Consider the following 22,751-nt stretch of genomic DNA (forward strand, 5'->3'; position numbering starts at 1 on the left):
TGCCCGTTCGACGGACGGGGGCTGCCGGGACGTCACATCGGGTCGATGCCGTGGCTGCGCAGCCAGGGGAGAGGGTCGATCGCCGAGCCGCCGCCCGGGCGCACCTCGAAGTGCAGGTGCGGGCCGGTGGAGTTGCCGGAGTTGCCGGAGCGCGCGATCGGATCGCCGGCCTTCACGGTCGTGCCCGAGGGGACCGTGTAGGTGGAGAGGTGGCAGTACCACGTCTCCGTGCCGTCCTTCGCGGTCAGGATCAGCATGTTGCCGTACGCGCTGTTCCACTGGGTGCGGACGGTGCCGTCGGTCGCGGCCATCACGGTCGTGCCGTACGAGACGGGGAAGTCGATGCCGGTGTGCAGGGACATCCAGTTGATGCCGGACTGGCCGTAGGTGGCGCTGAGGCCGTGTCGCGCGACCGGCAGGGCGAACTTGGGGCGCAGCCTCTCCTTGCGGGCCGCCTCTTCTGCCGCCCGCTTCTTCTCGGCCGCCTGCTGGGCCTTGAGGTCGATGCGCTCCTGCGTACGGCTGGCCCGGTCGGCGAAGTCGTCGGCGCCGGCGGAGAGGCTCTGCAGCTGTGTGTCCAGCTTGTTGTTGGCGGCGGCCGGTTTGACCGGCTGCACGTCCGCCGCGGTCGTCTGCGCCTCCGCGGCACTGTCGTCGGCGAAGCTGCCGACGGAGGCCGCGGCGATCCCCGCGACACCCATCACGCACGCCGAGGGCACCGCGATGGTCATCAGCGCCGAGCGCTTGGGCGGCGTACGGCGGCGGGAACGGGAACCGGCGCGCGACGCGGCCCGCGAGGACGGGGCCGGGGTGATGTCCTCCTGGCCGTCCAGGAGCGGGGCGACGACGGGCAGTTCACCGGTGGTGGCCGGCTCGGCGTCGTCCGCGGCGGGGTCGTGGTAGCCGGCTTCGGCGGACTCGTCGTACGTGACCTGGTCGAACGTCGCGGTCTCGTGCTGGTCGAAGGTTTCAGCGGGGTGCTCGTACGCGTCGGGAGCCGGTGCGGCGGTGCCGTCGGAGTTCCACTGCGTGGCGTCGTAGGCGCCCGTGTCGAAGGTCTGCGTGCCCCAGTCCCACTGCTGGGTGTGGTCGGCGGGGTTGCCCGACTGGTCGGGCTGGAGCCACGCGCCGGCGTCCCACTGCCCGGTGGCGTCGGGAGACGGGGCCTGGGAGGGGATGGCCGACATCGGCTGCTGCTCGGCCGTCCAGGAGGTCGTGTCGTAGACGCCGGTGTCATAGGCGGCGTGGTGCTGGGCCGCGTACGCGTCGTAGTGCACGTTCTCGTGCGTGCCGGTGGGCCAGTGGCCGGTGTCGTATGTACCGGTGTCGTGGCCGCTGCCCGGCATGTCGCCGAAGAGGGGGTCGGTCGCGAAGCTGGCGGTGGCGTGCCCGGTGGCGTCGAAGCCGGCGCCGTGGGTACCGGTGGCGTCAAATCCGGTGGCGGCGTGGTCGCCGTACGTGGTGAAGTCGCCGTACTGGGCTTCCTGGGTGCCGTACGACGCGTAGTGCGCCGAGGCGGCGTCGGAAGCCGGAGCCGGGGTCATGGTCCCCGACGGGTGACGGTCGTTCACCAACTTCTCTTTCGCCTCGACAACAGGGGCTGCCAGAGCAGTGCGGCGACTGTACCCGGCGGTACGCGGGCACGACAATCTTCCGCAGGTTTCGCGCGCGCAGGAAACGGGCATTCGGCCGTGTTTTGGCGGACTGCGGGCACGGGTTTGGCCCTGTGTTCGAAGTTTGTTCGATGTTGATCGGTGCTTCGTCGTCGAGTGACCGCTGTATGACGAATCTCAGGCGACCGTCAGACCGTCGGTGTGTTCGGCGGACGTTTCACCCGGGTGGGCCGTGTCGAGGACCTGCCGTATGCCGTTGGCGACGGCGGGGTGCACGGGCAGGGCGAGATGACCGATGCCGGTCACGCGCACGTTCTGCGCCGTCAGATCGGGATGGTCGATGCAGGCCGACTCCGGCGGGTCCATCACATGGTCCAGGTCGCTCCAGAAGCTGACGAAGTGCGTTCGGCAGTCAGGGGCGGGCAGAGTGAGCTCCTCGAGCACCGGTGAGCCGGGGCGCATCTGGCGCACGATGGGGTGCGCGTTCGCGAAGGGCGCCACTCGGGTTCCCGAGTGCGGCGTGCCGAGCGTGACAAGGGTCCGCACGCGTGTGTCGCCGCCGAGCCGCTGCACGTAGTAACGCGCTATCAGGCCGCCGAGGCTGTGTCCGACGACGTCGACCTGCCTGGCATCCGTACGCTCGCAGATCTCCTCGATGTGCCGGCCGAGCAGCTCGGCGGCGGCACGTATGTCACAGGTCAGCGGCGAGTAGTTGAGGGACTCGATCTGCTGCCTGCCGTGCTGGGCGAGGCTGCGGCGCAGCAGGACGAAGACCGAGCGGTTGTCGATGAAGCCGTGCAGCAGGACGACCGGCGGCTTGGCCTCCCTGGGCAGTTGGGCGGCGCCGTCCGCGGGCAGTGCCGGCACGGGGGCGCGCCGCTCCTGCGTGATGCCGGAGGGGTAGAGGAGGAGATGCCCGGCCAGGATCGCGATCTCCAGGGCGGTGGCCTTCAGGAGAGCCAGGGAGAGTCCCGCCAGTCTGCCCGGAAGCAGGCGCTCGCAGAACGGAAGAAAGGGCAGAGCAGCCCTGGTGACCTTCATGGCCGACCTCCTGTCGGCACGCGGGAGGACGGCTTCGCCCCCCGTGTGCTCTCGTGGAAAGCAGCTGCGAAGACGGCCGGCGATGACCGCAAGAGCGGCGTGAGCCGCGTGAGCTGCGGGGGCAGAGCGCGGCGTGTGGCGTGTGTGACGCCGGTGGTGCGAAGGAGGTCCCCGATCGGTGGGGTGACGAGGCTCCCCGCTGGTGCGCCGTGTCTGCCCTGCGTGCTGTGCGTGCGGTGCTTGCCCTGCGTGCCTTCGCCGAAGTCCCGTTTCGCCGCGGTGCGTGCTGGATGGTGCGGCGGTACGGCAACCTCGATGCGACTCCCCTTGCGCTTGTCCCATCGTGTGATTTCCCCCTCGCTATCCACCGCGAAACTGCCGGTTGCGGGATGCTGGAGATAACGTTCGTTCACTTGCCCGGACGATGCGGGGCGGGGTGTCCGTGCGGTGCGGCGTGTACGGCTTGCCCGATGTGTGCGGTACTTGTCGGTACGGATGGATGTAGTCGCTTCATGGAGGCAGTGATGGGTGTGGCAGCCGGTCCGATCCGCGTGGTGGTGGCCAAGCCGGGGCTCGACGGCCACGATCGCGGGGCCAAGGTGATCGCGCGGGCCCTGCGCGACGCCGGTATGGAGGTCATCTACACCGGGCTCCACCAGACTCCCGAGCAGGTCGTCGACACGGCGCTCCAGGAGGATGCCGACGCGATCGGGCTGTCCATCCTCTCCGGAGCGCACAACACGCTCTTCGCGGCGGTGATCGACCTGCTCAGGGAGCGGGACGCGGAGGACATCCTGGTCTTCGGCGGCGGGATCATCCCCGAGGCGGACATCCCCCTGCTGAAGGAGAAGGGCGTCGCGGAGATCTTCACGCCGGGCGCCACGACGGCGTCGATCGTGGACTGGGTCCGGACGAACGCGCGCCAGCCTGCGCAGGCGTAGGCCTCCGGCGGACCGGCCCGGGCTCCCTCGTCCGGCAGGGGCCGATGCGCCTCGGGCCTGGCGGGGCAGGTGCAGTGGGCGGCCGGTGGTGGCTGCCTGTGCCGGCCGTCCCCGTCGTCGGCATGCTCGGCAGCGGCTGGTCGCTGGAGGGCACCCGCCACCGGATGTCGCACGGCGCCCGTCGCCGGACGTGTCGTGGTGCGCGTCGCCGCAGGCGCGGACAGTGGTCAAGCCGCTCCCAGTTCCTCGGCCATCGCCGCGCGCAGACGCAGGGTCGTGACCAGGCGCTGGAAGGCCTCCGCCCAATAGCCACCGGCTCCCGGGGACGCGTTCTCCGGTTCGTCGGGCACGGCCAGCAGCGCGTTGAGCCGGGAGGCCTCGGACGGGTCGAGGCAGCGCTCGGCCAGGCCCATGACTCCGCTGAAACTCCATGGATAACTCCCCGCGTCCCGAGCGATGTTGAGCGCGTCCACCACGGCCCGGCCGAGCGGTGCCGCCCAGGGCACCGCGCACACCCCGAGCAGCTGGAAAGCCTCGGAAAGCCCGTGCGCGGCGATGAAGCCGGCCACCCACTCGGCCCGTTCGGCGGCGCCCAGCGTGCCGAGCAGCTTGGCGCGTTCGGCCAGGGACACCGCACCCGGGCCGCCCGCCTCCGGCGCCGACGGCTCGCCGAGCAGCGCACGTGACCACTCGGCGTCCCGCTGCCGCACCGCCGCCCGGCACCACGCCGCGTGCAGTTCGCCCTGCCAGTCGTCCGCCACCGGCAGCGCCACGATCTCCCGGGGCGTGCGCCCGCCGAGCCGCCGCGACCAGGTGCCGAGCGGTGCCGCCTCCACCAGCTGACCGAGCCACCAGGACCGTTCGCCGCGCCCTGCGGGGGCCTTCGCCACGACGCCGTCGCGCTCCATGCCCGCATCGCACTCGTGCGGCGCCTCGACGGCGATCGTCGGGGTGGTCCCCGTGGTCCCCGTGGTCCCGCCGGGTCCCCGGTCCTCGACACCGGTCCCTCCGGGCCGCGCGGACTGCATGTGGTCGATGGCCACGCACGCCTCCGCCCTGGCCGCCATCCGCGCGGCGAGCGCCGAACCGGGCAGGGCCGACAGCAGTTCCGCCGCCGTCGCCCGGACGTTGCGGCTGCGGTCGGCCAGGGCCTGTTCCAGGAACGGCTCGTCGTCCGGGCCGAGACCCGCGCGCAGGGAGTCGAGGAACATCAGCCGGTCCTCGGCCCGTTCGGTCGCCCATGTCGTCGCGAGCAGGGCGCGTGCGGCGGCGGGTTCGCGAGAACGCAGGGCGGACAGCAAGGCGACGCGTTCGGCGAACAGGCCCTCCTGCCAGAGCTGCTGCATTCTCTCGTCGTCCTCGAGGTGCGGCAGGGCCGCTCCACCGCCCGGGGTCGCACGCAGGGCGAACCGCCAGTCCGGGTTCAGCCGGGCCAGCCACAGGGCCCGCGGCCCCGCGAACTCCAGCGCCGCCGGACGCAGGTCGGTACGCCCCCGCGCCGCGTCCAGCAACGCCGGAAGCGCCTGCGGAGGCGGGGCGAAATTACGGGCGTTCGCCGTCGCGAGCCACTGCGGCAGCAACTCCGTCAGGTCGGGCGCGGTGCCCCGCCGGCCGCCGCCGGACGGGCCGGGGCGGTCGGCCAGCAGCATCGCGAGCCTGCGGGCGGCCGCCGCCGGCAGCGCGGGACGCGTGTCCTCCGGAGCCGGCTGCGGACGCTCGGCCGCCCGCGCCGGGCGCAGACCGGCCCGTCGCCGCACGGTCTCCACCGCCGCCGCGTCCAGCAGGGCCGCGGGGGCGTCCGGGCCCGGCGCGGTGCCCGGCGGGGTGCGCCGGTCGGTGCCCAGCAGCGCGGTGGTGACGAGCCCCTCCCAGGTGTCCGCGCCCGGCGCGTCCACAGAAGCGGAGGTCCTGGTCATGAGCTTCCTTTCCGCGGGGCGCCCGGTGGTTGAAGGCTCGCCCTTACCGGTTGTCCCGTGATGCCTGAAAGATTCGTGGATCTGTGGGATGGGTGGGTCCAGCCGATGCGCCGTGGGCGGTGCCGCCGGTTCAGCACAGTGCGACCGCGTCACCCGGGCCCTCGGGCCAGGCCGTCAGCGGCGTGAAGCCCTGGTGGCCGCATTCGCCGAAGACTTTGACCGGGGCCCCGCCCGACAGGGCGACGAGCCGCCACAGGCCCGGCCGGGACCGCGCGGCGGGAGTGAGCGGCAACGCCGCGTCCTCGTCGGCGTCCGCCAGTTGCCAGGAGTCGCCGTCCGGGGCCGGAACGACCCGGTCCAGCGTCACCGGGACGGACTCCAGCCACGGGTCGTCGCGCAGGGCGTCGCCGTAACGGGCCGCCGCCTGGGACGTGGTCAGCCCCGGCGGGCGTATCGCCGCGGGCGCGGGCGGGGCGAACTGCTCGCCCAGGGCCACCCGCAGCTGCCCGGCGCCCGGGTACGCGGACACCTCGGCATCCAGGACCAGTCCCACCGGCAGCGCCGGCTCCGGGGCCCGGCCGGCGGCGCCGTAGGAGAGGAGCAGCACGGTGCGGTGCGAGTCGGCGCCGTGCAGCCAGATCCGACGGGTCGTCAGGCGCGGGTCCGTCGTGTCGTACTGGGCGAGGACCAGCCAGCGGTCCCGCAGCGGCGGGCCGTCCGCGGAGGCCGGGAGGCCCATACGGGAGCGGACCGTGGCCGCGAGGCCGTCCGGGAGCCGCTCGCGGCGCAGCCAGCCCTGGCCGAGGAGATGCAGCAGCGCGCACTCCTCCAGCAGCCGCACCGGCCAGCCCGGACCTGTGGACGGAATCGCCCCCAACTCCCGCACCCGGCCCGCCAGTCCCTGGGCCTGGGCGTCGACCATGCGGGCCGCCGTCTCCTCCCAGAGGCCGTACCCCGACTGCTCCGCGGTCGCCAGGCCGCCGCGCAGCAGATCGGCCAGACGCTGCTCCAGCTCCACCGCACCTGCCGAGACCCGCTCGGCCCGGCGCTCCGCCCTGCGCCGCGCCGCCTCCGGATCAGCGGACCCGGACGACGCACCGGAGCCGTCCCCGGCCCTCTTCTCCTCTGTGCGCTTGCGCCGCCCCGCTATCCACTGCCCGGCCCAGTCCGGCGCCTGCCCCGGCGGCACCGCCGCGTCGTCGGCCGCCCAGAGCAGCAGCAGTCCGAGCGCGTGCTTGCACGGGAACTTGCGGCTCGGACAACTGCACTTGTACGCGGGCCCGGCGGCGTCCGCGATGTCCACGACCGTCTGATACGGCTTGCTTCCGCTGCCCTTGCACAGCCCCCACACCGTCCCCTCGTCGGAACTCCCCGCCTCGGACCACGGCCCCGCCGCGCCGAGTTTGCTGCCCGCTTTGCGTGATGCGGCGTCAGGCGCCAGTGCCAGCACCTGGTCCGCACTCCAGCGCACCCCCTGCTGAGTCATGCCACCGAAGGTAGATCCCCCCACTGACAATCGGGTCCGCGAGCGGCTCCGGCAGCAGGTTTGCGCAGGTCGGAACGCATTGTCAGTGGTGTGGTGCAACGTTGGTGACAGATCCGAACCGGCCGAGCTGGAGGGGGACTTTGCCATGACTGTGTCCGTAGAGCCGACGTCCGTCGAAGCGGGGGAGACGGAAGCGGCCCAGGCGTTGCGACCGCACGCCGAGGACGCGTTCGCCCAGGAACTCGCCGCGCTGGCCGCTCAGGACGACCGTCCGCGCCCGGCCCGCTGGAAGCTGTCGCCGTGGGCCGTAGCGACGTACCTGCTCGGCGGCACCCTGCCCGACGGCACGGTGATCAGCCCCAAGTACGTCGGCCCGCGCCGCATCGTCGAGGTCGCCGTCACCACGCTCGCCACCGACCGCGCCCTGCTCCTGCTCGGCGTGCCGGGCACGGCGAAGACCTGGGTGTCCGAGCACCTGGCCGCGGCGGTCAGCGGTGACTCCACGCTGCTGGTGCAGGGCACCGCCGGCACCCCGGAGGAGGCCATCCGCTACGGCTGGAACTACGCGCAGTTGCTCGCCCACGGCCCGAGCCGCGACGCCCTCGTGCCCAGCCCGGTCATGCGGGCCATGGCGGAGGGCATGACGGCCCGCGTCGAGGAGCTGACCCGTATCCCGGCCGACGTGCAGGACACGCTGATCACGATCCTGTCGGAGAAGACGCTGCCGATACCGGAACTGGGCCAGGAGGTGCAGGCGGTCCGCGGCTTCAACCTGATCGCCACGGCCAACGACCGCGACCGCGGGGTCAACGACCTGTCCAGCGCCCTGCGCCGCCGCTTCAACACGGTGGTGCTGCCGCTGCCGGAGAGCCCCGAGGCGGAAGTCGACATCGTCTCGCGGCGCGTCGACCAGCTCGGCCGCTCTCTCGACCTGCCGGCCGCGCCCGACGGGCTGGACGAGATCCGCCGGGTCGTCACGGTCTTCCGCGAGCTGCGCGACGGGGTGACGGCCGACGGCCGGACGAAGCTGAAGTCGCCCAGCGGCACGCTGTCCACGGCCGAGGCGATCTCCGTCGTCACCAACGGGCTCGCCCTGGCCGCCCACTTCGGCGACGGCGTGCTGCGGCCGGGCGATGTCGCCGCGGGCATCCTCGGCGCGGTGGTGCGCGACCCGGCGGCGGACCGGGTCATCTGGCAGGAGTACCTGGAGACGGTGGTCCGCGAGCGCGACGGCTGGAAGGACTTCTACCGGGCCTGCCGCGAGGTGAGCGCGTGAGGGACGCGGGGCGGGGGCCTCGGGTGGTGGGACGGCGATCGCCGGCGGGTCGGGTCGGGACGTGTGGGACGGGAGGGGGATGAAATGACCGGTGCGGAAAAGGCCGCGGGCCAGGCGGCCGGGGCGGGACCGGTGCTGCTCGGGGTGCGGCATCACGGGCCGGGGTCGGCGCGGGCGGTGCGGGCGGCGCTGGAGGAGGCCCGGCCGAAGGTCGTGCTGATCGAGGGGCCGCCCGAGGCCGACGCACTGATCCCGCTCGCCGGCGACGACGAGATGCGGCCGCCGGTCGCCCTGCTCGCCCACGCCGTGGACGAGCCCGGCCGGTCGGCGTTCTGGCCGCTGGCCGGGTTCTCCCCGGAGTGGGTCGCCATCCGCTGGGCCCTGGAGCACGACGTCCCGGCCCGCTTCATCGACCTGCCGGCCACGCACACGCTGGCCTGGGGGAGGCAGGAGGACGAGGCGGGGGCAGAGGGCGAACGCCCTCTGGACGCCGAGACGGCGGCGGACGGCGATACCGGCCCTGGCTCCGCCGACGTGCGGATCGATCCGCTCGGAGTGCTCGCCGAAGCCGCCGGTTACGACGACCCGGAGCGGTGGTGGGAGGACGTCGTGGAGCACCGGGGCGCGGGGGAGGGCGACGCGCTCGCGCCGTTCACCGCGCTCGAGGAGGCCATGGGCGCGCTGCGGGAGACCTACGGCAGCGGGGGACACGACCGGGACCTGGTGCGCGAGGCGTACATGCGGCTCCAGGTGCGGGCCGCGCAGCGGGAGTTCGAGGACGGCGTGGCCGTCGTCTGCGGGGCCTGGCACGTGCCCGCGCTGCGGCAGAAGACCACCGTCGCCGCCGACAAGGCACTGGTGAAGGGGCTGCCCAAGGTCAAGACGGACATGACCTGGGTGCCGTGGACCCACCGACGGCTGTCCCGGAGCAGCGGGTACGGGGCCGGCGTCGACTCGCCGGGCTGGTACGGGCACTTGTTCAGCGCCCCGGACCGGCCGGTGGAGCGCTGGCTGACCAAGGTGGCGGGGCTGCTGCGGGCCGAGGACCGGATCGTCTCCTCCGCGCACGTCATCGAGGCGGTACGGCTGGCCGAGACGCTCGCCGCCATGCGCGGCCGTCCGCTGCCCGGCCTCAGCGAGACGACCGACGCGGTGCGGGCGGTGATGTGCGAGGGCTCGGACGTGCCGCTGGCGCTGGTGCGGGACCGGCTGGTCGTGGGGGATGTGCTGGGGGAGGTGCCGCCGTCGGCGCCGGCGGTGCCGTTGCAGCGGGACCTCGCCCGGCTGCAACGCCGGCTGCGGCTGAAGCCGGAGGCGCTGGAGCGGGAGCTGGAGCTCGACCTGCGCAAGGAGAACGACGCCGCCCGCAGCAGGCTGCTGCACCGGCTGCGGCTGCTCGGCATCGCGTGGGGCGAACCGGCCGCCTCGCGGGGCAGCACGGGCACGTTCCGGGAGACGTGGCGGCTGCGCTGGGAGCCCGAGCTGTCCGTGCGGGTCGCCGAGGCCGGGGTGTGGGGGACGACCGTCCTGTCCGCCGCGACCGCCAAGGCCGAGGCGGACGCCGTCACCGCGCAGGGCCTCGCCGACGTCACCGCGCTCGCCGAGCGCTGCCTGCTGGCCGAACTGCCCGCGGGGCTGCCGACGGTGATGCGGGTCCTCGCCGACCGGGCGGCCCTCGACACGGACGTCGGCCATCTCGCCCAGGCGCTCCCGGCCCTGGTCCGCTCCCTGCGCTACGGCGACGTGCGCGGCACGGACACCGGCGCCCTGGCGGAGGTCGCCGCGGGACTGGCCGAGCGGGTCTTCGTCGGCCTCCCCCCGGCCTGCGCCGCGCTCGACGCGGACGCCGCCGAGGAGATGCGGCGCCATGTGGACGCGGTGCACGGGGCCGTGGGCCTCCTGGGCGACGCGCCCGCGGCGGGACACGGTCGTCTGAGGGGCCGTTGGCAGTCGGTGCTGCGGGTGCTGTCCGGGCGGGACACCGTGCCCGGGATCATCCGGGGAAGGGCCGTGCGGCTCCTGCTCGACGACGGGGAACTGGCCCAGGACGAGGCGGCCCTGCTGATGGGACTCGTCCTGTCACCGGGCACACCGCCGGCGGACGCGGCCGCGTGGATCGAGGGCTTCGTCGGAGGGGGCTCCGGGGGCGGGATGCTCCTGGTGCACGACGAGCGGCTGCTCGGACTGGTCGACGCGTGGCTGACCGGGGTCCCGGCCGAGGCCTTCACGGACGTACTGCCCCTGCTGCGGCGGACGTTCTCGGCGTACGAGCCCGGAGTGCGCCGGACCCTCGGCGAACTGGTCCGCCGCGGACCGGGGGCCGCGGGTGGTGCGACAGCCGCCGGCTCCGGGATACCCGGCTTCGCGGCCGACCTCGACACGGTGCGCGCGGACGCCGTGCTGCCGGTGGTGCGGCTGCTGCTCGGGCTGGACGAAGTGGACGAGAACACCGACAACGACCTGGCGGGGGTGACGGGATGACGACCGAGGCACTCAGGGACCGGACGAGGACGCCGGAAGCGGGGGACACCGGGACGGGCGGGCTCGGGGCGGAACGGCGGCCGGCGACGACCGTGCCGGTGATCCCACTGTGGGAACGGCCTCGCAAGGGAGGACGGGGATGACGTCCGAGATCACGGACCCGGCGCAGGAGCGGCTGCGGCGGTGGCGGCTCGTGCTCGGGGGCGACGCGGCGGACGGCACCGGCTGCGCGCTGTCGGGACGGGACGCGGCGATGGACGGGGCGCTGACCGCGCTCTACGGCAGGAAGGACGGCAAGTCACAGGGGGGCCGGGACCGTTCTGCGGGGCTCGGGGCGTCGGTGCCGTCCGTGGCGCGCTGGCTCGGGGACATCCGGACGTACTTCCCCTCCTCCGTCGTGCAGGTCATGCAGCGCGACGCCATCGACCGGCTCGGTCTCGCCACGCTGCTGCTGGAGCCGGAGATGCTGGAGGCGGTCGAGGCGGACGTGCACCTCGTCGGCACCCTGCTGTCGCTGAACAAAGCGATGCCGGAGACGACGAAGGAGACGGCCCGGGCCGTCGTGCGCAAGGTCGTCGAGGACCTGGAGAAACGGCTCGCCACCCGCACCCGGGCCACCCTCACCGGCGCCCTCGACCGCAGCGCCCGGATCAGCCGGCCACGCCACCACGACATCGACTGGAACCGCACCATCGCGGCCAACCTCAAGCACTACCTGCCCGAGTACCGAACGATCGTGCCGGAGCGGCTCATCGGGTTCGGGCGGGCGACCCAGTCCACCAAGAAGGAGGTCATCCTCTGTATCGACCAGTCGGGATCCATGGCGGCATCGGTTGTGTACGCATCGGTGTTCGGGGCGGTGCTCGCCTCGATGCGGACGATCTCCACGCGACTCGTCGTCTTCGACACGGCGGTCGTCGACCTCACGGACCAGCTGGACGACCCGGTCGACGTGCTGTTCGGCACGCAGCTCGGCGGTGGCACGGACATCAACCGGGCGCTCGCGTACTGCCAGTCGCAGATCACCCGGCCTGCCGAGACGGTGGTCGTGCTGATCAGCGACCTCTACGAAGGCGGCATTCGCAACGAGATGCTCAAGCGGGTCTCCGCGATGAAGGCGTCGGGCGTGCAGTTCGTGACGCTGCTGGCGCTCTCGGACGAGGGGGCACCGGCCTACGACCGGGAGCACGCGGCCGCGCTCGCGGCGCTGGGGGCACCGGCGTTCGCCTGCACGCCCGATCTGTTTCCGGAGGTGATGGCGGCGGCGATCGAGAAGCGGCCGTTGCCGATACCGGATGCGGCGTGAAGGGCCCGGCGTGAGGGGGCGGATGACGACTTGTCGATGCGTCGTCGTCCGATGTGGAGCAGCAATACGGACATGACGGCCCATCGGTAAGCAAGGGCTTGCGCAACCTCCGCACTCCCGTGCGAGGATCGGCGCCTGCTCGGCCGTGTGTGGTGCCGGCCGGGCCGTACCGCTTCCGTCGCACGGGAGGAAGCTCCCTCTCTTGACCTGGTCAGCAGCCCTGCCCGATGCCGCGCTGCGCACGCTGCGCACGGCGGCCGGGCAGCGTGCGCTCCAAGTGGCGCTGCTGCTGGGCGGGTTGCTCGTCATCGGGCTGCTGTGGGGGGAGCGGGCGTACGCGCAGAACGGCGTGGGGGCGCTGCCGGAGGGCCGGGCCGGGCAGGTCGCTGACCGGCTCGTTCGGGATGCCGGTGGAGCCGGTGATGCCGGTGATGCGGAGGAGGCCGGGGAGGCGGTGAGCGAGGAGCTGGTGGACACCCGGGTGAGGGTGTCGTCGCCCTCGGAGCCGCCGAAGCAGCCAGAGGCGCGAGAGCTGCCGGAGCCGCCCAGGCAGCCGTTTCATCCGTCGCAGCCCGCGCTGCCCAAGTCCCCGTCGCACCCGGTGCTGCCCGGCCTCCCGGCTCTGCCGGACCTCCGGGTTCCAGCCGGCTTCCCGGCGCTGTCCTCCTTGCCGGGCCTGCCCGATGCACCCGCGCTGCCCACCCTGCCAGGACTCCCCGACTCGCCCGCGCTGCCGGGGCTGCCGGACCTGCCCGCTCCCCCCGGCAGTGGCATCGCGCTCCCGATGGCTCCCGCTCTCCCCGGGCTTCCCAGCCAGCCCCCGGCGCTCCCCAGCCGCCCCCTCCCCACCCCGGTCACGGCAGACCCGCAGCCGGGCGGGACGACGGCACCGGCGGACGAGACCGGGTCCTCGCGGCAGGCCGGGACGCCGGACACCCCGGTCCACGGCAAAGAGCCCCATGAGGCCCATGAGGCCCATGAGGCCCATGAGGCCCACGCGGCCCACGCGGGCCCGATGCTCCTCGGCACCCGCACACACCACGTCAGACACGCAGACCACACAGGTCACCTCGGTCACCTCGGTCACGTCAGTCACCTCAGTCACCCGAGCCACCCCGGACCGTCCCCGTATGCCGGACGCACCCCGGCCTACCACTCGCCCGGCGGTCGTCCCGACGGCGCGCTGGGTCACCGGTCCCTGGCCGACAGCGGATCGTCGCGTCACGGCGACGCCCACGCCGTCATCCCGAGCCTCGCGCCGCCGCTCACGCTCGTGCCCGATGTCGCGGCCCGCACCCACGTGGTCGGCACCCGGGGCAGCCACCGGGACATCGCTCTCTTCCCGGGCTAGCAGGGCTGGGACAGACCGCCGAGGCCTCCCCACCAAAGGCCCGCTCCCAGGGGCGGAGAGCCTCGCCGGCGGACCCGCTCGGGGCGCTCGCGGCGCCCCTCCCCCTCCCCGTGCTTCACGAGGCGTCACGTCCGGACGGCCGAAAGCCGTCGGTTGTCCGAGACGGAGACCTCGTGGATGGGGCGGGTGGTCCCCATTGGGGTGGGGACCACCCGCCCGCGCCCCGCGGAGCCGGGCCCTGATCAGGGCTTTCGTGCTCCTCCGGGGATGCAGGACGGGCCTCACCGGGTCAACCCCAGCCCGGTGAGGCCCCTCACTCCCGGCACCCCGTGCCAGAGAGCACGGCATCATGTGACAGGTATCACCGCTCAGGTGTGACCCTCGATTTAGAGGCCTCCCGGAAGCAGCGATAACCTGCGAGACGGACATGCCGCGCGCTCGGACACCGTGTGCGCCTCCCTTGTGACAGACAGCGGACGTCACGTTGCCCTCGCGGCACGCCCACGCAGACAACGAACCGCGAGATCACTGATAGGGACGGAAGCGCGTGGACCTGTTCGAGTACCAGGCGAGGGACCTCTTCGCCAAGCACGATGTACCGGTGCTGGCCGGTGAAGTCATCGACACGCCTGAGGCGGCCCGCGCAGCCACCGAGCGCCTCGGTGGCAAGTCCGTCGTCAAGGCCCAGGTGAAGGTCGGCGGCCGTGGCAAGGCCGGCGGCGTGAAGCTCGCTGCCACCGCCGACGAGGCCGTGGAGCATGCGACCAACATCCTCGGCATGGACATCAAGGGCCACACGGTCCACAAGGTGATGATCGCCGAGACGGCTCCGGAGATCCTGGAGGAGTACTACGTCTCCTTCCTCCTCGACCGTGCCAACCGCACCTTCCTCTCCATCGCCTCCGTCGAGGGCGGCATGGAGATCGAAGAGGTGGCGGCCACCCGCCCCGACGCCGTCGCCAAGACGCCGATCGACGCCAACGAGGGTGTGACCGAGGCCAAGGCCCGCGAGATCGTCGCGGCCGCGAAGTTCCCGGCCGAGGTCGCGGACAAGGTCGTGAACGTCCTGGTCAAGCTGTGGGACACCTTCATCAAGGAGGACGCCCTCCTGGTCGAGGTCAACCCGCTGGCGAAGGTCGCCTCCGGTGACGTCATCGCCCTGGACGGCAAGGTCTCCCTGGACGAGAACGCCGAGTTCCGTCAGCCGGAGCACGAGGCCCTCCAGGACAAGGAGGCGGCCAACCCGCTCGAGGCCGCCGCCAAGGAGAAGAACCTCAACTACGTCAAGCTCGACGGCGAGGTCGGCATCATCGGCAACGGCGCGGGTCTCGTCATGAGCACCCTGGACGTCGTCGCGTACGCCGGTGAGGCGCACGGTGGCGTCAAGCCCGCCAACTTCCTCGACATCGGTGGTGGCGCCTCCGCCGCCGTCATGGCGAACGGCCTGGAGATCATCCTCGGCGACCCGGACGTCAAGTCCGTCTTCGTCAACGTCTTCGGTGGCATCACCGCCTGCGACGAGGTCGCCAACGGCATCGTGCAGGCGCTGCAGCTGCTCAAGGACAAGGGCGAGGACGTCACCAAGCCGCTCGTCGTCCGTCTGGACGGCAACAACGCCGAGCTGGGTCGCAAGATCCTCTCCGACGCCAACCACCCGCTGGTCCAGCGCGTGGACACCATGGACGGAGCGGCCGACAAGGCCGCCGAGCTCGCGGCTGCGAAGTAAGGGACGAGGGACTAAACAGCCATGGCTATCTTCCTCAACAAGGACAGCAAGGTCATCGTCCAGGGCATGACCGGTGCCACGGGCATGAAGCACACCAAGCTCATGCTGGCCGACGGCACGAACATCGTCGGTGGCGTGAACCCGCGCAAGGCGGGCACGTCCGTCGACATCGACGGTAACGACATCCCGGTCTTCGGCACGGTCGCCGAGGCGATCGAGAAGACGGGCGCGAACGTATCCGTCCTCTTCGTCCCGCCGGCCTTCGCCAAGGCCGCCGTCGTCGAGGCCATCGACGCCGAGATCCCCCTCGCGGTCGTCATCACCGAGGGCATCGCGGTCCACGACTCGGCCGCGTTCTACGCGTACGCCGTGTCCCAGGGCAACAAGACCCGGATCATCGGCCCGAACTGCCCCGGTCTCATCACGCCGGGCCAGTCCAACGCCGGCATCATCCCGGGCGACATCACCAAGCCGGGCCGCATCGGTCTGGTCTCGAAGTCGGGCACGCTGACGTACCAGATGATGTACGAGCTGCGCGACATCGGCTTCTCCTCCGCCGTCGGCATCGGTGGCGACCCGGTCATCGGGACGACCCACATCGACGCCCTCGCCGCGTTCGAGGCCGACCCCGACACCGACCTGATCGTCATGATCGGTGAGATCGGCGGCGACGCCGAGGAGCGGGCCGCGGCCTTCATCAAGGAGAACGTGACCAAGCCGGTCGTCGGCTACGTCGCGGGCTTCACCGCGCCCGAGGGCAAGACCATGGGCCACGCCGGTGCCATCGTCTCCGGCTCCTCCGGCACGGCCGCCGCGAAGAAGGAGGCCCTCGAGGCCGCCGGCGTCAAGGTCGGCAAGACCCCGACCGAGACGGCCAAGCTGGCGCGCGCCATTCTCGGCAACTGAGGACAGCCTCGCCGGCTGACCCAGTACGGCTGAACCAGTACGGCTGAGCCGCAGAGCTCATCGGTGGGCCCGCTCCCTGCACAGGGGGCGGGCCCACCGCCGTGTCCGCGCTGGTCCAGCCGGTCACCGCGGCTGCGGATGCAACCGGTCCGGGCCCTTCTGCTGCTCTTTGCGCAGCTTCGCGCGCAGTTCCCGCTCCGACTCCGACAGCGGTCCGGGCGCGACCGGTGGCGGCACGCCCTGAACCGTCTCTCCCGCCGGTACCGGTGGCTCGTAGTGGGTGGGGGCCGTGCGGGCGGTGAGGGCCGTGGTGCCGATCAGGGCCACCGTGAAGGCGATGGCGGCCCGGGTCCAGAAGCGGGCCCGGCGTTCCCCGGCCTTCCGCACGACCGGCGGCTTGGCCGCCCGCAGTCGCTCGGTGGAGGCCAGCTCGACCAGCCGCCAGTGCAGCGTCTCCGGGTCCGCCAGCTCCGGCAGCCGTTCGGCGACCGCCTCGCGCGCGTGCGCCAGCCGGTTCACGGCCGCGCGGGTGCTCGCCTCCGTCTCCGCCGCCGTCTCCGGCAGGCCGAGCCCGACGCCGTCGTAGAGCACCAGCGTGCGGCGGTAGGAGGGGGGGAGCTTCAGCATGGTGTCCATCAGCGCGCGGTCGAACGCGTCGGGCGGCGGCGGTTCGGGGTGCCGGAAGCGTGGCCGGAGCCGGTGCCACGGGGAGAGCGCGCACTCGTACGCCATCGCGCGCACCCAGCCCGCCGGGTCGCGGTCGCAGGCCACCTCGGGCCAGCGTTGCCAGGCGATCTGGAAGGCCCGCTCCACCGACTCCCGGGCCAGTTCGCGGCGGCCGGTCAGCAGATAGGTCTGCCGGACGAGCGCGGGGGCGCAGAAGGCGTACAGCGCGTCGAAGGCCTGATCGGGGGTCAGTGCGGAGATGGCGTCGTCCGGCCGGCGCGGGGGCGTGGTGCGCGGCCGCTCGGTGAGGATGACGCGGTGTCCGTGCGGGACGGGGCTGCGGCTTCGGTCCGGGACGGTGACGGGCCCGCGGCCCCGGTCCTTCGCGGCGGGTCGTTTCCGGTCGGTGACGGCGGCCTTGCGCCGGGTCCGGGCGCCTCGCCGTGAGACCGCCGCCCCGGACGCCGGTTCCGGGTCGTCGGATTCGGCGTCGTCGTGAGAGGACGTCACCTCCGCCTCGTCACCGAGCGAGTTGAGCAGCTTCGCGTACTTCTCCCCTTTGCGGCCGCGCGGCGTGGAGCGGCCGGTCTCCCACCCGCGCACCGTCTCGCTGGTGACGCCCACCCGGGAAGCCAGCTGAGCCCGCGTCAGCGAGGCGGCCTCGCGCAGGCGTCGGCGTTCCTTGGGTGGTGGGAGGGGGATGGCAGGGCTCTGCGTCACAGGGCGCCCCTCCGTCCAGAAAAGTACATAAACATATATTGAGCGACACAGCGATGGTTCGCCTGTTACGCCCGGAAAGCGCGTGTCGTTGGGAGCATGGCGGTCGTGATCGAGATGACCGCTCGCCGACGTTCGCCGTCGTCCCTGCGCACCCGGATGCGTGACCGTTCGCCCGGACTGGTCGGCGGCCTCACCGGTGGTGCGCTCGCGGCGGGCCTCGGGCTCGCGTCGTTCGCCGTGCTCGTGATGCTGCTGTGGATCAGCTCGCCGTACCCGGACAGCGGGCCCGGCGGCGCCATGCATGTGGCGGCGGCGCTGTGGCTGCTGGCGCACGGTGCCGAGCTGGTCCGCACCGACACGCTCTCCGGCGCCCCCGCCCCCCTCGGCATCCCGCCCCTGCTGCTGCTCACGCTGCCGGTGTGGCTGCTGCACCGGGCGGCGCGGGACGCCACGGACGGCGGAGGAGGAGACGAGGACGACGACTTGGCGGAGGGCATCGCGGTCGTCGCGAGCCCGCCCCTGGTCTCCCCTCGCATCGCCTGGACGGGTGTCGTCCTCGGCTACCTCGCCGTCGCCGTGCCCGCCGCGCTGTACGCCGCGGGCGGTGTGCTGCGGCCGTCGTGGATGTGGACGGGGGTGTGCGTCCCTACGGTCGCCGTCGTGGCGGCGGGGGCGGGCGTGTGGTCGGCGTACGGCCGTCCGGGCCGGCCGCTGCGGCGGCTGCTGGGCGTGCTGCCGGTGGGAGTGCGTCCGCTGGTGCTCGGCCCGGACGGGCGCCCCGGCGTCGCCGCCCGGGCCGCGGCGGCCGGGGTGGCGGTGCTCCTCGGGGGCGGTGCGCTGCTGGTGGTCGGGTCGCTGGTGTGGCACGGTGCGGCGGCCCAGGCGTCGTTGCTCCGGCTGACCGAGGGGTGGTCGGGGCGGTTCGCCGTGCTGCTGCTGTGCGCGGCCCTGGTCCCGAACGCGGCGGTGTGGGGCGCCGCCTACGCCCTCGGTCCCGGCTTCGCCCTCGGCGCCGGCCATGCGGTCGGCCCGCTGGCCTCGGCGCCGGCCCCGTTCCTGCCGCCGTTTCCCCTGCTGGCGGCGGTACCGGAGGCGGGGGAGGGGACGCCGGTGCACTGGGCGGCCGGGGTGGTGCCGTTGGTCGCCGGAGTGGTCGTGGGATGGACGGTGGCCAAGGGCGCGGCAGCCGCGGAGCGCGGCGGGACGAGACCGGGCGGCACGCGCGCCGCGGTCTGGTCGACCGGCCGCACCGCCCGTGCCGCCGCGCTGGCGTCGGTCCTGTGCGCGGCCGTACTCGCGGGGCTGGCCGCGCTCTCGGGCGGCCCGCTCGGTTCTGCCGTGCTGTCCCGCTTCGGTCCGGTGTGGTGGCAGGTCGCCGCCGCGACGCTGGTGTGGCTGGGGCTGCTGGCGATCCCGACGGCGGTGGGAGTACGGGCCTGGCGATGCTGGACGCCCCGGGAGGAGGAGCCGAAGATCGGCAAGCAGCGGGAGGAAGCGGCCGAAGGCGCCCGAGGGGAGAGGCGGACCCGGAAGGGCGGCCGCGGCTGGTTCACCCGGACCGGAGTCGCGGGCATCGCGGGAGTGGCCGGGGGCACCGGAGCCGGCGGGGGCGCCCGGGGAGCCGGACGGGCCGGAGGAGACAAGGACGCCGGAGGCTTCTGGGGCGTAGATCCCGGGGTCGCCTGGGGCGTCGAGGACGGCGGACACAACGGGCGTGAGGCCTCGCCGGAGGACGGGGCGCCGTCGCCCCACCCCTCGGCCCCCGCACCGGACGCGCCTTACGCCCCCCGCACGCCCTCCGAGTACGACGCCCTGTACAGCCTGCGGGACCAGGACCGCGACGCGGACTACGAGCCCTACGACTTCCTGCCGTCCGACCCGGCCGCCGAGCCGTACGACACCCCGGCCCCGCCCGACCGGTCCTCGCCGCCGGACAGCGCCTGAAGCGTCAGTCGTCCGTCTCCAGGAACCCCCGGAGCTCCTCGGGCAGAAGCTTGGAGCAGGACTGCTTCGCCTCGTTCGTGAGGGCGTCGTTGGTGCACGTGTAGTAGTCGCGGTAGACCAGCTGTGCCGTGAAGGACGCGGCGACCAGGGCGATCGCCAGGGACGCCGTGACCAGGCCGCTCACCGCCGCCGTCGTCTGGGGGCGGCCGCCGCCCTGCTGCTCGGGGGCGGGGGAGTCCGGGTCGGGCCTGCGGGGCTTGGCGCGCAGGGAGCTGATGGCCCAGTAGAGGGCGAGCGCGCCCAGCAGCAGCGCCACGTAGGGCCAGCTGAAGAGCGCGAAGAAGAAGGCCCACATGCCCGACAGCAGCGCATAGCGCGCCCGGCGCTGCGCGGGATCCGTCGGGTCCCAGCGCATGTTCGGGCCGCCGCCCTGGGGGCCGCCGCCCTGGGGGCCGCCGCCCTGGCCCTCGGGACCGCCGCGGGGGCGTTCGCCGAAGCCGCCGGGGGAGCGGCCGGGCTGCTGGTCGCTCCACTGGCTGCCCCAGGGGGAGCGGTCGCCCCCGTCACCGTCGCGGGGGGAGTCCTGGGAGTCGTCGCCCGACGGGCGCCGCGGCTGCCAGGGCCGGTCCGGCGTGCCCTCGGGCGGCGGGGCGAAGGGGTTGTCCTCCTGGGACCCGCGGCCCTGCTTCTCCCCGCCGTCGCCGCCCGACGGGGCGTCGGGCGGTGAGCTGGGGCGCTCCCGCAGCAGCACGGCGCCGCGCTCCCCTCCCTGCGGAGACAGCGGGGGGAACGTGAGGAGTCGCAGGCTGCGGTCCGGCATCAAGTGAGCGTCTTCCCGTTGGTGAGGAGGAATGAGTGGACAGAACGGAACGGCGTCGGACCCGGGTCCGTCACCTCCTGAACGCACCACGTCCGGACGTCGTTCCCGAACCGGCTCCGCCCAGACGCTACCTTCCGGCCCTGCCCCCGTCCCGTGGGGGCCGCCCGGTGTGCCGGTATCGTTGCTGACGGTCGGCCGGTTCGTAGGCTTCCCCGTATCCGGGGACGCAAAGCATTCGTATGAATGTACAAAACGTCAAGCGCCGGTCACCTTGGACAGACGCTCCCCCGAGAAAGGCCCCCACCGTGGCCGCCAAGCCCGTGGCCCCGCGCGCCAAGCGCCTCGTCGTGCTGGTCTCCGGATCCGGCACCAATCTGCAGGCGCTGCTCGACGAGATCGCCGCCGTCGGCGCGCAGGCGTACGGGGCCGAGGTCGTGGCCGTCGGCGCGGACCGCGAGGGCATCGAGGGACTGGCGCGCGCCGAACGCGCCGGGCTGCCGGTCTTCGTCTGCAAGGTCAAGGACCACGCCGGCCGCGAGGAGTGGGACGCCGCCCTCGCCGAGGCCGTCGCCGCCCACGAGCCCGACCTCGTCGTCTCCGCCGGCTTCATGAAGATCGTCGGCAAGGAGTTCCTGGCCCGGTTCGGCGGGCGGTTCGTCAACACCCACCCCGCCCTGCTGCCCAGTTTCCCGGGAGCCCACGGCGTGCGGGACGCGCTCGCGTACGGCGCCAAGGTCACCGGCTGCACCGTCCACTTCGTCGACGACGGCGTCGACACCGGGCCGATCATCGCGCAGGGCGTGGTGGAGATCCGGGACGAGGACGACGAAGGCGCTCTGCACGAGCGCATCAAGGAAGTCGAGCGAAGGCTGCTCGTCGAGGTCGTGGGGCGCCTCGCCCGCAACGGCTATCGCATTGAGGGACGAAAGGTAGTTATCCAGTGACCGCCGAGAGCAACAAGCGGCCCCTTCGCCGGGCGCTCGTCAGCGTCTACGACAAGACCGGTCTGGAAGACCTCGCGCGCGGGCTCCACGAGGCCGGGGTCGAGCTCGTCTCCACCGGCTCCACCGCCGCGAAGATCGCCGCTGCCGGCGTCCCCGTCACCAAGGTCGAGGAGCTCACCGGCTTCCCCGAGTGCCTGGACGGCCGCGTCAAGACGCTGCACCCCCGGGTGCACGCCGGCATCCTCGCCGACCTGCGTCTGGACAGCCACCGCGAGCAGCTCGCGGAGCTGGGTGTCGAGCCGTTCGACCTCGTCGTCGTCAACCTCTACCCGTTCCGCGAGACCGTCGCCTCCGGTGCCTCGCCCGACGAGTGCGTGGAGCAGATCGACATCGGCGGGCCCTCGATGGTCCGGGCCGCCGCCAAGAACCACCCCTCGGTCGCGGTCGTCACCAGCCCGGCCCGGTACGCCGATGTACTCAAGGCCGTCCAGGTCGGCGGCTTCGACCTCCCCACCCGCAAGCGGCTCGCCGCCGAGGCCTTCCAGCACACGGCCGCCTACGACGTCGCCGTCGCCTCCTGGTTCGCCTCCTCCTACGCGCCCGTCGACGAGTCGCAGTTCCCCGACTTCCTCGGCGCCACCTGGGAGCGCGAGCACACCCTGCGCTACGGCGAGAACCCGCACCAGCCCGCGGCCCTCTACGTCTCCGGGACGGGCGGCCTCGCCCAAGCCGAGCAGCTGCACGGCAAGGAGATGTCGTACAACAACTACACGGACACGGACGCCGCCCGCCGTGCCGCGTACGACCACGCCGACCCGTGCGTCGCGATCATCAAGCACGCCAACCCGTGCGGCATCGCCGTCGGCACGGACGTGGCCGAGGCGCACCGCAAGGCGCACGCCTGCGACCCGCTGTCGGCGTTCGGCGGCGTGATCGCGGTCAACCGCCCGGTCAGCAAGGAGATGGCGGAGCAGGTCGCGGAGATCTTCACCGAGGTCATCGTCGCGCCGGACTACGAGGACGGCGCCCTCGAAGCCCTCACCAAGAAGAAGAACATCCGTGTGCTGCGCTGCGCCGACGGCCCTGCCGCGCCCGTCGAGGTCAAGCCGATCGACGGCGGCGCGCTGCTGCAGGTGACCGACCGCCTCCAGGCCGACGGCGACGACCCCGCCAACTGGACGCTGGCGACCGGCGAGGCGCTGAGCGCCGACGAGCTGGCCGAGCTGGCCTTCGCCTGGAAGGCCTGCCGCGCGGTGAAGTCCAACGCGATCCTGCTCGCCAAGGACGGCGCCTCGGTGGGCGTCGGCATGGGGCAGGTCAACCGTGTCGACTCCGCGAAGCTGGCCGTCGAACGGGCGGGAGCCGAGCGCGCCGCGGGTGCGTACGCCGCGTCCGACGCGTTCTTCCCCTTCCCGGACGGCCTGGAGATCCTCACCGAGGCCGGAGTGAAGGCCGTGGTCCAGCCCGGCGGTTCCGTCCGTGACGAACTGGTCGTCGAGGCCGCGCAGAAGGCCGGCGTCACGATGTACTTCACGGGGACGCGGCACTTCTTCCACTGAGACCGGCCGAGACCGGTGACGGAGCGGGCCGGCGGAACCCCGTCGGCCCGGAACC

At 73.1% G+C, this 22,751-nt stretch carries 16 protein-coding genes; 10 read left to right on the forward strand and 6 right to left on the reverse strand.

The annotated features are described in order from the left end of the window. Positions 1 to 32 precede the first annotated feature (32 nt). Complete coding sequence (locus AB0G20_RS32770) at positions 33 to 1,685, reverse strand: peptidoglycan DD-metalloendopeptidase family protein (protein ID WP_361308696.1); 1,653 nt, start codon at positions 1,683 to 1,685, stop codon at positions 33 to 35. A gap of 105 nt (positions 1,686 to 1,790) precedes the next feature. Further along, positions 1,791 to 2,654 (reverse strand): alpha/beta fold hydrolase, encoded by an 864-nt coding sequence (locus tag AB0G20_RS32775; protein ID WP_361308698.1) that lies wholly within the window; start codon positions 2,652 to 2,654, stop codon positions 1,791 to 1,793. Positions 2,655 to 3,178: 524 nt separating this feature from the next. Here AB0G20_RS32775 and AB0G20_RS32780 point away from each other — a divergent pair. Next, positions 3,179 to 3,595 (forward strand): cobalamin B12-binding domain-containing protein, encoded by a 417-nt coding sequence (locus AB0G20_RS32780; RefSeq protein ID WP_361308700.1) that lies wholly within the window; start codon positions 3,179 to 3,181, stop codon positions 3,593 to 3,595. 227 nt (positions 3,596 to 3,822) lie between these two features. Here AB0G20_RS32780 and AB0G20_RS32785 read toward each other — a convergent pair whose 3' ends face one another. Both AB0G20_RS32785 and AB0G20_RS32790 read right to left on the reverse strand, forming a co-directional pair. Beyond that, positions 3,823 to 5,511, reverse strand: coding sequence for a DUF5691 domain-containing protein (locus AB0G20_RS32785; protein WP_361308702.1), 1,689 nt, complete (start codon positions 5,509 to 5,511; stop codon positions 3,823 to 3,825). Positions 5,512 to 5,641: 130 nt separating this feature from the next. Further along, positions 5,642 to 6,997 (reverse strand): SWIM zinc finger family protein, encoded by a 1,356-nt coding sequence (locus tag AB0G20_RS32790; RefSeq protein WP_361308704.1) that lies wholly within the window; start codon positions 6,995 to 6,997, stop codon positions 5,642 to 5,644. Positions 6,998 to 7,142: 145 nt separating this feature from the next. On the opposite strand from AB0G20_RS32790, the gene AB0G20_RS32795 reads away from it, so the two are divergent. The 6 genes from AB0G20_RS32795 to sucD all read left to right on the forward strand — a co-directional run bounded on the left by AB0G20_RS32795 (position 7,143) and on the right by sucD (position 16,043). Further along, positions 7,143 to 8,273 (forward strand): AAA family ATPase, encoded by a 1,131-nt coding sequence (locus tag AB0G20_RS32795; RefSeq protein ID WP_361308706.1) that lies wholly within the window; start codon positions 7,143 to 7,145, stop codon positions 8,271 to 8,273. 84 nt (positions 8,274 to 8,357) lie between these two features. Beyond that, complete coding sequence (locus AB0G20_RS32800; protein WP_361308708.1) at positions 8,358 to 10,754, forward strand: DUF5682 family protein; 2,397 nt, start codon at positions 8,358 to 8,360, stop codon at positions 10,752 to 10,754. A gap of 139 nt (positions 10,755 to 10,893) precedes the next feature. Continuing rightward, on the forward strand, positions 10,894 to 12,060 hold the full coding sequence (locus AB0G20_RS32805) for a VWA domain-containing protein (protein WP_361308710.1): 1,167 nt from the start codon (positions 10,894 to 10,896) through the stop codon (positions 12,058 to 12,060). Positions 12,061 to 12,262: 202 nt separating this feature from the next. Beyond that, entirely contained in the window at positions 12,263 to 13,411 is a 1,149-nt protein-coding gene (locus AB0G20_RS32810; protein WP_361308712.1) for a hypothetical protein, read from the forward strand. 547 nt (positions 13,412 to 13,958) lie between these two features. Further along, positions 13,959 to 15,137: an ADP-forming succinate--CoA ligase subunit beta gene (sucC, locus tag AB0G20_RS32815; RefSeq protein WP_361308714.1), complete on the forward strand. Its 1,179-nt coding sequence runs from the start codon at positions 13,959 to 13,961 to the stop codon at positions 15,135 to 15,137. A gap of 21 nt (positions 15,138 to 15,158) precedes the next feature. Beyond that, entirely contained in the window at positions 15,159 to 16,043 is an 885-nt protein-coding gene (sucD, locus tag AB0G20_RS32820) for a succinate--CoA ligase subunit alpha (RefSeq protein WP_361308716.1), read from the forward strand. 123 nt (positions 16,044 to 16,166) lie between these two features. On the opposite strand, the gene AB0G20_RS32825 is transcribed toward sucD, so the two are convergent. After that, complete coding sequence (locus AB0G20_RS32825) at positions 16,167 to 17,429, reverse strand: helix-turn-helix domain-containing protein (protein WP_361308718.1); 1,263 nt, start codon at positions 17,427 to 17,429, stop codon at positions 16,167 to 16,169. 96 nt (positions 17,430 to 17,525) lie between these two features. Here AB0G20_RS32825 and AB0G20_RS32830 point away from each other — a divergent pair, with 96 nt between their 5' ends. After that, the gene (locus tag AB0G20_RS32830) at positions 17,526 to 19,373 is read left to right on the forward strand and encodes a DUF6350 family protein (protein WP_361308720.1); all 1,848 of its coding nucleotides are present in this window, start codon (positions 17,526 to 17,528) and stop codon (positions 19,371 to 19,373) included. Positions 19,374 to 19,377: 4 nt separating this feature from the next. On the opposite strand, the gene AB0G20_RS32835 is transcribed toward AB0G20_RS32830, so the two are convergent. Then, positions 19,378 to 20,193 carry a hypothetical protein gene (locus AB0G20_RS32835; RefSeq protein ID WP_361308722.1) on the reverse strand — a complete coding sequence of 272 codons (816 nt, stop codon included), beginning with the start codon at positions 20,191 to 20,193 and terminating at the stop codon, positions 19,378 to 19,380. A 305-nt stretch (positions 20,194 to 20,498) separates the two neighbouring features. On the opposite strand from AB0G20_RS32835, the gene purN reads away from it, so the two are divergent. Together purN and purH are read left to right on the forward strand one after the other, a co-directional pair. Then, on the forward strand, positions 20,499 to 21,137 hold the full coding sequence (gene purN, locus AB0G20_RS32840; RefSeq protein WP_361308724.1) for a phosphoribosylglycinamide formyltransferase: 639 nt from the start codon (positions 20,499 to 20,501) through the stop codon (positions 21,135 to 21,137). After that, positions 21,134 to 22,696 (forward strand): bifunctional phosphoribosylaminoimidazolecarboxamide formyltransferase/IMP cyclohydrolase, encoded by a 1,563-nt coding sequence (gene purH, locus AB0G20_RS32845; protein ID WP_361308726.1) that lies wholly within the window; start codon positions 21,134 to 21,136, stop codon positions 22,694 to 22,696. Before purN ends, purH begins: the two co-directional genes overlap by 4 nt. Positions 22,697 to 22,751: the final 55 nt, after the last annotated feature.

It is taken from the genome of Streptomyces sp. NPDC024017, assembly GCF_040638895.1.
Lineage (GTDB): Bacteria > Actinomycetota > Actinomycetes > Streptomycetales > Streptomycetaceae > Streptomyces.